General features: G+C 49.1%; 13 protein-coding genes. 10 read left to right on the top strand and 3 right to left on the bottom strand.

Annotated elements, in window-relative coordinates:
* The first annotated feature begins 21 nt into the window (after window positions 1–21).
* The 3 genes from HUU10_00405 to HUU10_00415 all read left to right on the top strand — a co-directional run bounded on the left by HUU10_00405 (window position 22) and on the right by HUU10_00415 (window position 3,345).
* The gene (locus HUU10_00405) at window positions 22–558 is read left to right on the top strand and encodes a pseudouridine synthase (GenBank protein NUQ80044.1); all 537 of its coding nucleotides are present in this window, start codon (window positions 22–24) and stop codon (window positions 556–558) included.
* The gene (bshC, locus tag HUU10_00410; GenBank protein ID NUQ80045.1) at window positions 555–2,156 is read left to right on the top strand and encodes a bacillithiol biosynthesis cysteine-adding enzyme BshC; all 1,602 of its coding nucleotides are present in this window, start codon (window positions 555–557) and stop codon (window positions 2,154–2,156) included. The genes HUU10_00405 and bshC overlap by 4 nt, the downstream gene beginning before the upstream one ends.
* A 73-nt stretch (window positions 2,157–2,229) precedes the next feature.
* Window positions 2,230–3,345 carry a hypothetical protein gene (locus HUU10_00415; GenBank protein ID NUQ80046.1) on the top strand — a complete coding sequence of 372 codons (1,116 nt, stop codon included), beginning with the start codon at window positions 2,230–2,232 and terminating at the stop codon, window positions 3,343–3,345.
* An 8-nt stretch (window positions 3,346–3,353) separates the two neighbouring features.
* Here the strand turns inward: HUU10_00415 and greA are convergent, their stop codons facing one another.
* On the bottom strand, window positions 3,354–3,830 hold the full coding sequence (gene greA / locus HUU10_00420; GenBank protein ID NUQ80047.1) for a transcription elongation factor GreA: 477 nt from the start codon (window positions 3,828–3,830) through the stop codon (window positions 3,354–3,356).
* A 93-nt stretch (window positions 3,831–3,923) separates the two neighbouring features.
* On the opposite strand from greA, the gene HUU10_00425 reads away from it, so the two are divergent.
* Genes HUU10_00425 through HUU10_00450 form a run of 6 tightly spaced genes read left to right on the top strand, consistent with a single transcriptional unit; the run spans window position 3,924 to window position 9,779 of the window.
* The gene (locus HUU10_00425; GenBank protein ID NUQ80048.1) at window positions 3,924–4,910 is read left to right on the top strand and encodes a glycosyltransferase; all 987 of its coding nucleotides are present in this window, start codon (window positions 3,924–3,926) and stop codon (window positions 4,908–4,910) included.
* 4 nt (window positions 4,911–4,914) lie between these two features.
* Entirely contained in the window at window positions 4,915–5,985 is a 1,071-nt protein-coding gene (locus HUU10_00430; GenBank protein NUQ80049.1) for a flippase-like domain-containing protein, read from the top strand.
* Window positions 5,982–7,106 carry a glycosyltransferase gene (locus HUU10_00435; GenBank protein NUQ80050.1) on the top strand — a complete coding sequence of 375 codons (1,125 nt, stop codon included), beginning with the start codon at window positions 5,982–5,984 and terminating at the stop codon, window positions 7,104–7,106. Before HUU10_00430 ends, HUU10_00435 begins: the two co-directional genes overlap by 4 nt.
* The gene (locus tag HUU10_00440; GenBank protein NUQ80051.1) at window positions 7,103–7,732 is read left to right on the top strand and encodes a polysaccharide deacetylase family protein; all 630 of its coding nucleotides are present in this window, start codon (window positions 7,103–7,105) and stop codon (window positions 7,730–7,732) included. The genes HUU10_00435 and HUU10_00440 overlap by 4 nt, the downstream gene beginning before the upstream one ends.
* Entirely contained in the window at window positions 7,729–8,802 is a 1,074-nt protein-coding gene (locus HUU10_00445) for a glycosyltransferase (protein ID NUQ80052.1), read from the top strand. Before HUU10_00440 ends, HUU10_00445 begins: the two co-directional genes overlap by 4 nt.
* Window positions 8,799–9,779, top strand: a complete 981-nt coding sequence (locus tag HUU10_00450; protein NUQ80053.1) for a radical SAM protein — start codon at window positions 8,799–8,801, stop codon at window positions 9,777–9,779. The genes HUU10_00445 and HUU10_00450 overlap by 4 nt, the downstream gene beginning before the upstream one ends.
* Here the strand turns inward: HUU10_00450 and HUU10_00455 are convergent.
* Window positions 9,776–11,260, bottom strand: coding sequence for a hypothetical protein (locus HUU10_00455; protein NUQ80054.1), 1,485 nt, complete (start codon window positions 11,258–11,260; stop codon window positions 9,776–9,778). The two genes, HUU10_00450 and HUU10_00455, sit on opposite strands and share 4 nt — an antisense overlap.
* 53 nt (window positions 11,261–11,313) lie before the next feature.
* Window positions 11,314–11,649: an STAS domain-containing protein gene (locus HUU10_00460; protein NUQ80055.1), complete on the bottom strand. Its 336-nt coding sequence runs from the start codon at window positions 11,647–11,649 to the stop codon at window positions 11,314–11,316.
* Window positions 11,650–11,785: 136 nt separating this feature from the next.
* Between HUU10_00460 and HUU10_00465 the strand changes: the two genes are divergently transcribed.
* A complete protein-coding gene (locus HUU10_00465; protein ID NUQ80056.1) occupies window positions 11,786–12,358 on the top strand; it encodes a tRNA-(ms[2]io[6]A)-hydroxylase in 573 nt (190 codons plus the stop codon).
* The last annotated feature ends 2 nt before the right edge of the window (window positions 12,359–12,360 follow it).

Consider the following 12,360-nt stretch of genomic DNA (forward strand, 5'->3'; position numbering starts at 1 on the left):
GCCGTTTGTAAACCATTCGGAATGCTCTCTCAATTTTCTGATACAGCCGGCAGACCCACCCTTGCCGATCTGAATCACCGGTTTCCTGTGACTCATTACCCCATCGGAAGGTTGGACATGGATTCGGAAGGTTTACTTCTTATTGCCAGTCACCGATCCTTTGTTCACAGGCTGTTACATCCCGATTATGCCCATGAACGTGAATATCTTGCTCAGGTGGAAGGCATTCCCGATCCGGCTTCCCTCGATGCCTTCCGCAAGGGGATTCAACTTTCCGACTGGAAAACCCGGCCATCCTTTGCAGAATCCATTCCCTCTCCAGACTGGCTATGGCCCCGTCAGCCACCCGTCCGTTACCGAAAAACAGTTCCCGATTCATGGATCCGCCTGATTCTGACCGAAGGAAAAAACCGTCAGGTCCGTCGGATGACAGCAGCAGTGGGTTTTCCCACCCTTCGTCTTATCCGTATCAGGATCGGTCCTGTTCAACTGGATTCTCTTCAACCCGGTGATTGCCGCCGGTTAACCGCATCTGAACGATCCTATTTCCTTTCATGACTCCTTTAGCAGACTGGTTTTCACCAACTTCATTCTACCACCACTATCTGCAAGGCGCGCCGACGGCCACAAGTTTGTTTCCTGCCGATTACCGCCAACCAGATCAGGTTACCCGACTGTTCCGACAGTTAGAAGCCTTTGATTCCTCCATACGGAACCGGATGGCAGATGAACTGCTTCATCAGTATGGAAACCAGGTCACCGAACAAGTCACACGGTCCATCCTGGCGCTCAGGAAACCAAACAGTCTGGTCATCGCCACTGGTCAGCAGGCAGGTTTTTTTGGTGGTCCCCTTCTGACCCTTCTGAAAACACTGTCAGCCAAAAAGTGGGCCGATCAATTGACTGAATCCCATCCGGAATTTGAATTTATTCCTGTTTTCTGGGTAGAAGCTGAGGATCATGATTTCAGAGAAATCGCCCTTTACCGTCAGCCAATGCAACCGCCATTCACCACTGATCCCACCGGTCCGGCGTACCTGTCGGCGGGTGACCGCCCTATTCCGGAAAGCTGGAATGAGAAATTGCAGGAATTGACTGCGCTGCTCAATGGTTTTCCCAACGGTCCTGAAACCCTCGCTTTAATTGCACAGCATTACCAGACCGGAACCACATTTGGTCAGGCGTTCGCCGGATTGATGCGGGATTTGCTGGCTCCTTTGGGAATTCTGGTTCTGAATCCATCCACCCCAGAATGTAAACGGCTGGGGCTTCCCGTATTTGAATCAGAGATTCTAAGCCGGAAAAGCGGGGTTTTTGTCCAAGAATCCACAGAAACCTTGACGGGGGCTGGTTTTCAGCAACAGATACAATTTAAACAGGTTAACCTTTTCTGGAAGTCTGACACCGGCCGGCATCGACTCGATTTCAGAGATGGTGTCTTCTATCCGGCCGGATTGGAAGAGACGCTTTCACCGGAGGAACTGATCCTTCAGGGCCGTGACCAACCAGAACGGTACAGTCCGGGTGTGATTCTTCGTTCGCTGTGGCAAAGTACCCTGTTTCCGGTTGCAGCTGTGATCACCGGTCCGGCCGAGACAACCTACTGGGCCCAGTTTCCCTGTTTGTTCGCACATGCCGGAGTTCCCTTTCCGCTGGTGATACCACGGGCCTCTGGTGTGGTGCTGGAACCAGCGATTCAACGCCTCCTGGGAAAAAACCAGTTGTCGTTTTCACGCGATCTGGCCGGAGCCGGATGGGTGAAAGAAATTTTGCTTTCCGGTCAGCCTGCCTTGCCGGATGAAGAGTGGTTCTACTCAAAACTGGATTCTGTGTTTGGCGATCTCTCCGGTTCCATTCAATCGATCGACCCAACCCTTGCCGATTCCTGGAATCAGGCCCTCTCCCGCAGCCGGCACCTGGCCGGACAGGTGTTTGAAAAAGTTCAGAAAGCAGCACTCCGTCGTGATGAAACCCGGTTTCAGCAATTGACCAGAATCAGGGAAAATCTGTTTCCCGACGGGCAGTTACAGGAACGTTCCATTTCCTGGATCTACTTTGTGGCTCAGGTGGGCCGCACCTTTCCCAATCAGATTGCCGGTCAGCTGACAACCAACCCCGTTTTTCATCTTTTCAGCACCCATCCTTCTTTCGGATGATTTTATCCGGGACTCGTAGAATTATTGGATATTGAATGTTATTTTTATTTGTCAATAAAACAGGAATCCTGTCATGAAAAAACGGTTTTTACTTTTATCATCGGTTCTGCTGATCGCCGGATTGGTGACCGGACAGCAAAGTCTGCCCTACAAATCCTATATCATTGCAGGAAAAGTTCATAATCCACAACGCACGGCGTCTTCAAACTATGTGGTGCTTCAGGAAGTGGTTGCCGGGTATCCGACCGAATATGACCTTCTGTTGTATTCCATCAGCGACAACCTGATGTATAACATCACCGAAGACCGGAAATCTACCTATAATGTGTCCCCGCCGGTTCGTGTTGTCAGTCCGGATGGAAACTGGGCCTTGTATTATTCCTTTAAATTCAGGAAAAACTCGGTCTACATTAAAAATCTCTGGTCAGGAGAAACCATCACCGTCACCGAAAATGCCGATCCGTATTTTCTTTGTGCCTGGTCGCCGGATGGAACCAAAATCCTGTTTGGTGAAGAATCGGGGCTGATTAATACGCCCAACACCACAGTTCGTGTTTTTGATATTGCCACCCGGTCCAACCGGGAGTATACCCTTACCGATAATGAGGAGCATACCATAATCAGAGGTCATTCTCAGCCAGCCTGGGCCTTTGATGGTCGTGGATTTTTTTACAACACCTACCTTAAAAAGGATGGCGATTACATCTTCCACTATGATCTCGAAAAAAATGTTCTCCGCAAGGTAGTGAAGGGTACCAAAGGCAGAATGAACCTGAAGACCGGTGAGCTGCTCTACATCGACAACCACGTGCTCATGGGTTATTCTACCACCACAAAGCGAACCCGTGTGATCTTTGATGAATTTCCCGTTCAGAAGGACGAAGAGGCGACCTATGATATCAGTATAGATGGGGATTTGGTCGTTCTGACGGCCAAGGTTGGTGAATTTGCCTCGGGGAGCAACATCAATAACCTGTTTGTGGTTGATTTGCAGAATCTGACCAGTTACCGTATACAGATGCCCGAAAAATCATTGGGCTATCCGCAGTTTATTTCAAATACAGAATTGGTTTTTCAGATTAAAGGTCTGGTGCAGGCAGGAAAAGAACAGAATTATGCTCTCGAAAATAAACTGTTCAAATCCGACATCGAGGGCCAACGGATTCAGCAGTTGTTTGCCTGGGATTAATACCCGGGTCAGTGGGTGATTTCAAGTATCTTGAAAGAGAGTTTCCCTGCTGGAACTGTGATTTCAACCGTTTGCCCGACTTCATGACCCAGAAGGGCCTTTCCAATCGGTGAAGTGGTCGATATTTTTCCGGTGGTAATATCAGCTTCCTGTTGTGAAACCAGTGTGTAAGTGAATTCCTTGTTCTTTTTCAGGTCAAATACCTTCACCTGGCTGAGAACCGTCACTTTTGAACTATCCAGATTGGATTTGTCAAGAATTCTGGACTTTGACAGAGTTTCTTCCAGTTTGGCAATCCGCATCTCAAGATGTCCCTGTGCTTCCTTGGCCGCATCATACTCGGCATTCTCTTTCAGATCGCCATGTGACCGGGCTTCGGCAATTCTTGCAGCAATTTCACGACGTCCGCGCGATTTCAGATCGGAAAGTTCTGCTTCAATTTTCTGCCGACCTTCCAAGGTCAGGTAGATGGGACTATCAGACATGAGAAACTCCTAAAAAGCAAAAAAACCTGACCATACGGGCCAGGTTTGAGTGGTTGAATGGCATAAAGATAGACCCATGAGTCATATTTGTCAATGAAAATCGATCTGACTGTGATTGTAGCGGTTCATAATGAAGAAGCGGCCCTTCCTGCCCTTCTGAATTCGTTGCGACCAGACCCTTCTGATGAAATTTTTTTTGTCCTGGACCGGTGCACAGACCATTCCGGAACCCTTATTCAGGAATGGAAAACGCCGGCGAAAAAGAGAGTCATTTCCCTTTCTGAGAACCCGTGGGTTCAAGCCCCAAAAAAGTTTGCAATCCTGACCGGAATTCAGGCCGCTGCCAATGAGCACCTTTTGTTTACCGATGCAGATTGTGTGGTTCCGTCCGATTGGATGGACCTGTACAGGCAGGTCTTCCCGGCTGCAGATGTTATCATTGGATTCTCGCTTCCGGTTTCTGAAACAGGATCAGGAATTTTAACATCCATTCAGCGTGCCGATGCCTTAATTACAGCCGTTACCTACCGTACCATGACTGCAGCCGGACTCCCATACATGTCAGTCGGACGAAACTGGGGATTCAGAAAATCCATCTTTCAATCCAATTACCTGACCTCTCATCAATCCGTCAGAAGCGGTGATGACGATCTCTTGTTTCAGAAATTGATTGCCCAGCCTGGAATCCGACTTCAAATGCTTCAGAACCATCAGGTCAGTACCAGAACCATCGGCTCCTGGCCAGCACTACTACGACAAAAGACCAGACATTTTCAGGCAGGAATCAGATATCCCTGGTCAATGAAACTGATTCTTCCCCTGGTTTTTTCCTGGATTTATGTGGTTTTGGGTCTGATTGTTACCTCGATCGTGCTGGGATCTTCCGTGTTGGGATGGACTTCTCTGGTCGGATACGCAGCCATTCATGCACTTTGGATGCGTCGTTGCCGCTCTCTTGAACAAACACTGACTAAAAGTGTGACACCTGTCATCCGAATATGGCTCAGCACAGGGTTGGTTTTTTTCCTTTATCCGCTGATTTCCGTATTTTCGCACTTCTTTAAATCACGATGGAAATAATCATTTGACTTCAGGCCTTACCGGATTTATTCGTTTTGTAAACCAGAATAGCCGATGGATGATCTGGAGTCTGAAGGTAATTACCATTGGAATTCTGGTCTGGATCCTGACCTATATTGATTGGGACCTGCTCTTCCAGACCTCGGCACAGGCCAATTTTTCCCTTTTGGTGGTGGTTCTTCACCTGGCCATTCCCAATTTGTTCTTCTCCTGGCTGAAATGGGATTATGTGGTCCGGTTTCTCGATCATACCGTTCGCCGGCGCGATACCTTTTCCTCGGTTCTTTCGGGTGTGGCTCTTGATACGGTGACCATCAGCCATTTCGGAGACTACGCCGGTCGAATGATCAATCTGGCAAGGTATCCGAAACTGAGTCTGGTATTGCTTCAGTTTTTCGAGAAAGTTTACCTGACCGTTATCTCGATTTTCTTTGGTTCCCTTTCCCTGATCATTATCAGTCTGAAAATGCCAGAAACAGCCTCGGGCGGAACGATTCTTTTCTGGATTGGTGTGGTGCTTCATCTGTTCTCATGGATCAGTCTGGTGGTGAGTTTCAGGCCTCACTGGACAGCCAGTCTGATTTCCGGATGGACCTTTCTGCCGGTGTCCTTCCGCGCACAGCTGACCGAAACCTCACGCAGGATCCGGATTGAAGATTGTGTTTACCTGTTTATTATCAATCATCTGAAGTATTTTACATTCATCATTCAGTTCTATCTGATCGTACTTGCCTTTCAACCCATTTCAGCTCTGGACGGATTTCTTGGTGCATCGGCCACGATGGTCGTCCGAACCATTCTTTCCGGCCTGACCATTGGTGATCTTGGTATCAGGGAATTATCCTCCATCTATTTCTTCGGTCAGTTTGGAATCAGCCTCGAAGTCGCCTTTTTCTCGGCCTTACTGCTCTTTATCATCAACCGGCTGGTTCCTTCTCTGTTCGGAATGGGAATCATTCTTGCCAGTGAAATCAAGTTTGAACCAGTGTCCCGGCAATTCAGGTTTTTCCGAATTCCCGAAAAACGGCATCCAGCCAGAAAAACCACTCAAAACGGACCCCGCATTCCATCATGATCTGGCTGGTGACGGCCGCATTACTGGTTTATCTCATTCTGCTGGGTTGGTTCTCCCTTGGCCTGGTGAGGCTCAGGCGACAGAAATCCGTTCATCACGATCAGTCCCCCGCAATCACCGTCATCATTCCGGTCAGGAATGAGGAAAAATCCATCCGTTCGTGTCTGGAATCCATCTGGTCAGGCTCCAATCCAGCCTTTATCAGACAGATCGTGGTGGTTGATGATGAGTCCAACGATGAGACCGTACGAATCGTTACTGACCTTAAAACCACCATACCGGTGCTGATCTGCGTTCCCTGCTCACAATTTCCACAATTCAATACCATACGCAGCCCCAAAAAACGCGCAGTCCGAATTGGATTGGAAGTGGCCCTTACCGACTGGATAGCGCTGACAGATGGCGATACACGTGTACCGGCCAACTGGCTTGAACACATGTGTTCAAAGCTCAACCCGGAAACCCGACTTGTGGGCGGACCTGTGGAGTTTAACCAACCGGATCAATGGTTTTTCAAGTGGCTTCATGCCGAATTCGCCGGCCTGATGCTGGTAGCAGCAGGATCCATCGGATTTAACCGCCCGACTCTGATCAACGGGGCAAACATGCTGCTTTCCAGAAAAGGATTTTTTGAGTCGGGTGGCTATGGGTCAGATCAGGCAGTTATCAGCGGAGATGATGAAATGCTGATGCACCGGCTTCACCGGAACCAACCAGGGTCGGTTGCCTACTGTCTTTCCCGGGAGGCTGTCGTTACCACCGACCCGCCTGGGTCCACTGGTGAATGGATTCATCAGCGGCTGAGATGGGCGAGCAAATCAACCGACTACACGTCCTTACCTTATCGGCTTTTCCTCGCTTCTTTCTGGTTCATTCACGCCATTTTTCTAACTGGATTTATATGGTCTTTGGTTACCCTGAACGGATGGCTTTTCCTTCTGCTTCAGATAAAAACCCTGGCCGATCTGGGATTTCTTCTGACAGCTAACCGGCTTTTCCTTTCAAAACCCATTCATTGGACAACACCCATCTGGTCCGAATGGCTTCAGACCACCTACATGGTTCTGACCGGACTCGCTGGCCTCAGGAAAAGGTTTTCCTGGAAAGGCCGCAACTGGTGATCATCTCGAATCCGCTTACCATCTGGCTGAATCAGTGGAAGGTGCCCGGTTTCTGCATTCCGGGCCAGACAAAGGCCAACACCATCTGGCTGACCATCGACGATGGCCCTTCCCTGCACATCAACCGTCTGATGGATTTCCTGGCGGAAACAAACACCCCGGCTTTGCACTTTTTCAGTGCGGATAAAAAAGATAGACTGCAGCAGCTTCCCGAAATTCCGGCTGGTTCGGCCATCGGGTTGCATGGCTACTCACACTGCCGGTATAACCAGCTGACACTGGATGAGCTGATCGCGGAAATTGATCAATGCCGTCAGTCTCCGCTGACCAGATATCCCCTATTTCGTCCGTGGTTTCGTTCTCCCTATGGTTCGTGGCGGCCCGGGCTGCACACATTACTCAGAGAAGCAGGCTGGAAACCATTGTATTGGGGATTCCTCGCCGGTGACTGGGTTCCTTCTTTTCAGCCGGAGCAACTGCAGAAACTCAGCAGTCAATGGCTGAAACCGGGGATGATAATCGTCCTCCACGACAAAGACCATCAAACCGACCGGCTAATTCAATCCGTAGAGGTTATTACCCGGATTTGTCATGAACACCACTTTTCCATTGGAAAATGGACATGATACTTTTGGTTTTTTCACTGGGGCTGGCGTACCTCTGGATTGGCCTGAAACTGGCATCCGCTTTAAAAAAGGAAGACAAACCAGCCACCACCCCACCCGACGGATTTTCCTTGATCATTCCTTTCCGGAATGAAGATAAACGCCTTCATCTCGTCCTGGCCAGTTTGACTGAACAAAAACTTCCCGACTGCCCGGTAGAGGTGATTTTTGTGGATGATGGCTCCACCGACCAATCCGTCGCTCTCATCACCAACACTATCATTCCAGGTATTCCAATCAGAATCATCCGATCCGCTGGAGAAGGAAAGCCCGCCGCCCTGGAGACGGGCAGGCAGATGGCCCGCTATTCCTGGCTGATCACCACTGATGCCGACATGAGGCTTCCGACCGGCTGGTTGGCGAATCTGGTTTCCTTTACAGATGACAAAACCGATCTGGTCTGTGGTGTAACCCTTGCAGACCGAAGCGGTTTTGCAGGTTCGTTACAGACACTGGAAACCACGCTATTAATGGCAGTGGCAGTTGGCATGCACCGCCATGGTCATCCTTTGTCGGCTACAGGGAACTCCATGGCATTCCGGGCCAGTTCCATCGCATCGGCAGGCGGCTTTGAGTCAGTCGAAGGTTCTCCCCGCGAAGATCACGCCATCTATCAGCGGCTGGCCAGCCTTGGTTTCGTAATCAAATATCGTCTGGGCCCCGGGTCACTGGCACAAACACCTGCAGAGCCGACTCTGACCACCTGGCTTCGCCAACGCCGTCGCTGGTTTGGTTCTCCCATGGGTCTGACCCCGTTTGTTCTATTTTCGATGTCTGTATTTTCACTGGTCTGGTTTCTGTTTGTCTGGGGTCTGCTGAGCGGATCGGGTTGGATGGCCATGACCGCGTTTCTTTTCAAATTGACAGGTGACCTGCTGATTGTTCAGGCTTTTGGCCGGCAGACAGGTCATCGCACACCCTTACCAACTTTGATTCTGTTTGAACTCATCTGGGTGGTTCCTCTATTTTTGTTACTCGTTAACCGGTTGATCAATCCGGTGGTGGTGTGGAAAGGCAGGCGATACGGATGAAACCGGTTTTGGCAAATTATTATGTAACCAACCGTTGCAACGCCAGTTGCGATTTTTGCAACATCTGGGAAGATTTTAAAAGTCCCTTCATCCGTCTTGAAGACGCAGAAGTCAATCTGAAAGATCTGAAGCGACTTGGAGTTAAGGTTATCGATTTCACCGGTGGTGAACCATTGCTCCACCCTAAGATTGATGAGTTGCTCCGCATGGCCAAATTAAATGGATTTCTGACCACCATCACCACCAACGGTCTGTTATATCCGAAAAAAGCAGAATCCCTGGTCGGGTTGATTGACCTGCTGCATTTTTCACTCGACAGTCCGGTAAAAGAAGAACATGACAAGCACCGTGGAGTGGCCTGTTATGACAAGGTCTTTGAATCGTTGAAACTGGCACGGTCTCTGGGTGAGTTTCCAGACCTTCATTTCACGGTCCGGAATGACAACATTGATCATCTGGATACGATGATTGAACTGGCCAGAGAACACGGGGTGGTACTGATCATCAATCCGCTGTTCAGCTATGGTGATCGCGGCGATCAGCTGACTCCGGATGTGTTGGACCGGTTAGAAACATACAGCGGGCAGGCGGGTGTTTACCTGAACCCGGCATTTATCGATCTGCGACGACAGGGCGGGAATCAGATCAAGGACCCGGTCTGTAAGGCGGTTTCATCAACCGTTGTCATCAGTGCCCGGAATGAGCTGTTACTTCCCTGCTACCATTTTAATAACCAGAAAATTCCGCTCAATGGCAACCTGTTTGAAATCCGGAAGTCAGAAACGGTCCGTGAAGCAGAAAAGAAACAAGGACGATATGATTTTTGTCAGGGTTGTACGGTGAATTGTTACTTCGAACCTTCATTTGCCATCTCGGCAAACCGGTACATGCTGAAGTCACTTCCTTCAAAGCTTCGGTATTCCTTCACCAAATTTGTTACCCAACGTCTTCGCAGGAAACAATCCGGGCCGGTTTAACCAACCTGCAACTTTATTCCATCTTCGGTCTGTGTCCCTGAAACAGGACCTTCAATCCGCGGGAAAAAGGCTGCTCCCACATTCAATAAATTGACCCGACCGATAAACATGGCAAGAATCAGGATTCCTTTCGAGAGGTCCGAAAGCTCCCCGTTACAGAATCCCGAAGACAATCCAACGGTACCAAAAGCTGAAACGGTATCAAACAGGACCTTCATAAACAGGTAGTCTGGATTCAGAACTATCAGAATAAGAGCTGCCAGAAAGATAAAGGCGGTACTCATCACATAAAGTTTAACCGCATTGCTGATCGAGTTCCGGGCAATAACCTGACCAAACAGGCGAACACGCGTCAAACCTTTAAAACTATCCCTCAGGTAGGCGACCACCAGTGCAAAGGTGGTTATTTTAATGCCTCCGGCCGTTCCCTGCGGTGCAGCACCCACAAACATAAGCAGGACCAGAAACACATAGGATGAGGCAACAAAATGGGTGGTATCGACAATGTTGAAACCGGCTGTACGCGAGGTAACCGACATAAAAAGCGAATGAAACCACTGCTGAATGGTTCCATAACCACCAATTGACTGCGGATTCGACTGTTCAATCAGAAAGAAGAACACCGTTCCTGCCAGCAACAGAATGAAGGTCCACAGAATAACCACTTTAATCTGGACGGTGGTGGCATGTCCTTTTATTTCATCGAGCATATCGGCGGCTTTCAGCCTTGTTGCCTCGGTGATGGTATACAATCCGATAAACAACCCTTCAAATCGCCCCTGGGTCATGACCCGGGTTTCAATATTGACAATCAGACGGTTGGCCGCTTTTTCGGCCACTACCAGAAAAAGACGTTCCAGACCAATCAGAACAGGATAACCGATCCCACCCAGAATGATAAGAAGCATGACCATTGAAGAAAACGGGAAATTGTCTGCAAAAGGAACCAGTCCGTCATAAAAAATCGAAATGCCGGCATTGTTAAAGGCAGAAACACTTGTAAACAGAGCCAGCCAGACCCGTTGCCAACCCGATACTTCATCAGCGAAGAACCACAGAAAGACAAAGCCGACCATTTCAATGGCAATGGTGATCCGGATGGTGGAATAAAGAAAATACAAGACGGTCCGGCTGGCACCATGGATATCGACTATTTCACCCAGAATCCGGTGCGAAAGAAACCCCCGGTCGTTATACTGTCCGTACCAGATTAACCTGAGGAAGGCAATAACCGATATACCACCGACCTGAATGAGGATCATGGTAATAAACTGACCGGCAAACGTGAATTTCGAGAAATCAGTCGTGAGAAGGCCGGTTACACAGGTGGCTGAAACCGATGTGAACAAGGCATCAATGAAAGGAAGACCGTTTGACGATTCCGAGATCCACAACAGAATGGATCCGACCAGAATGAAGAGAAAGAAGGAAAGAAGAGTAAGCTGGGGCGCTGAAAGAGACCGGAAATAACCAGAGGACATAAAAAAAACCGGGCACCTTCAGTTCAGGTACCCGGTAAATGTGGTAGAAAGAATCAGAAACTGTTTACAGCGTCATCAACCGACTTGTGACACTCAAATACTTTGATCAGTTGAGTGACTACCAGGAGTGATTCGATTTTTTGCTCAACGCGAACCAGTTTCATGGCACCGCCCGCATCTTTCACTGTGTTCAGACAGCTGACGATGGCACCAAGTCCGGAGCTGTTCATCCATTTAATATTACCCAGATCGAGTACGATTTTGGTATGCCCGTCTTTCACGAGTTTAGCGACTTCATCACGGACCTCTTTGGTCTCATCGCCGCCCATCAGTTTTCCATTCAACTCGAGAACCGATACAGGTCCGACATGGCTGACCTTGATACTCATTGACTCACTCCTGAAAAATTAAGGAACCAAATATCGGCTGATGTAAAAATAATGTCAACCCAAAACTGGAAAGCATCTGATTGTATGATTTTCTCCACTTTTTGAACGGGACTTCGGGTGTCCTGTATCTTTGTATATGCTTAAACTTAAAGTGGAGACTCCCCGGGGCTGGGTTGACCAGGTGATGGAGTCACCTGCCGATCTCGTCACCGACCACATACACTGCGAACAAAAGGCGGTTCTCTCTGCCCTTTCTCTGATGAATGCCTGGCCGGATCATACCGAACTGGTTGCAGCCATGGCTGATCTGGCTGAGGAAGAAGCATCCCACATCCGGATGGTGATTGATTTCGCCCGTGAACGCGGGTACGCTTACCGGAAGGCCGGTTCAGACCGGTATGCCAGCCGGTTACACCCACTCATCCGCAAAGGAACCACGTTTAAACTGCTCGATCAGCTGCTGATTTCGGCCATTATTGAAGCAAGGAGTTGTGAGCGGTTCGATCTGATTGTCCGGTTCTCACATGATGCTGGATTCAGAAATTTCTACCGGACGCTCTTTGAGTCAGAAGCGCGGCATTACGCTTTGTTTGTCAATCTGGCATTGACTTATTATAACCGTGAGGTTGTTTTTGCGCGATTGGACGAATTGTTGAATGCCGAAGCCGATATCATCGGCTCCCTGCCTCCAGAACCCTGTATGCATTGACC

The sequence above is a fragment of the Bacteroidota bacterium genome, from assembly GCA_013360915.1.
Lineage (GTDB): Bacteria > Bacteroidota > JABWAT01 > JABWAT01 > JABWAT01 > JABWAT01.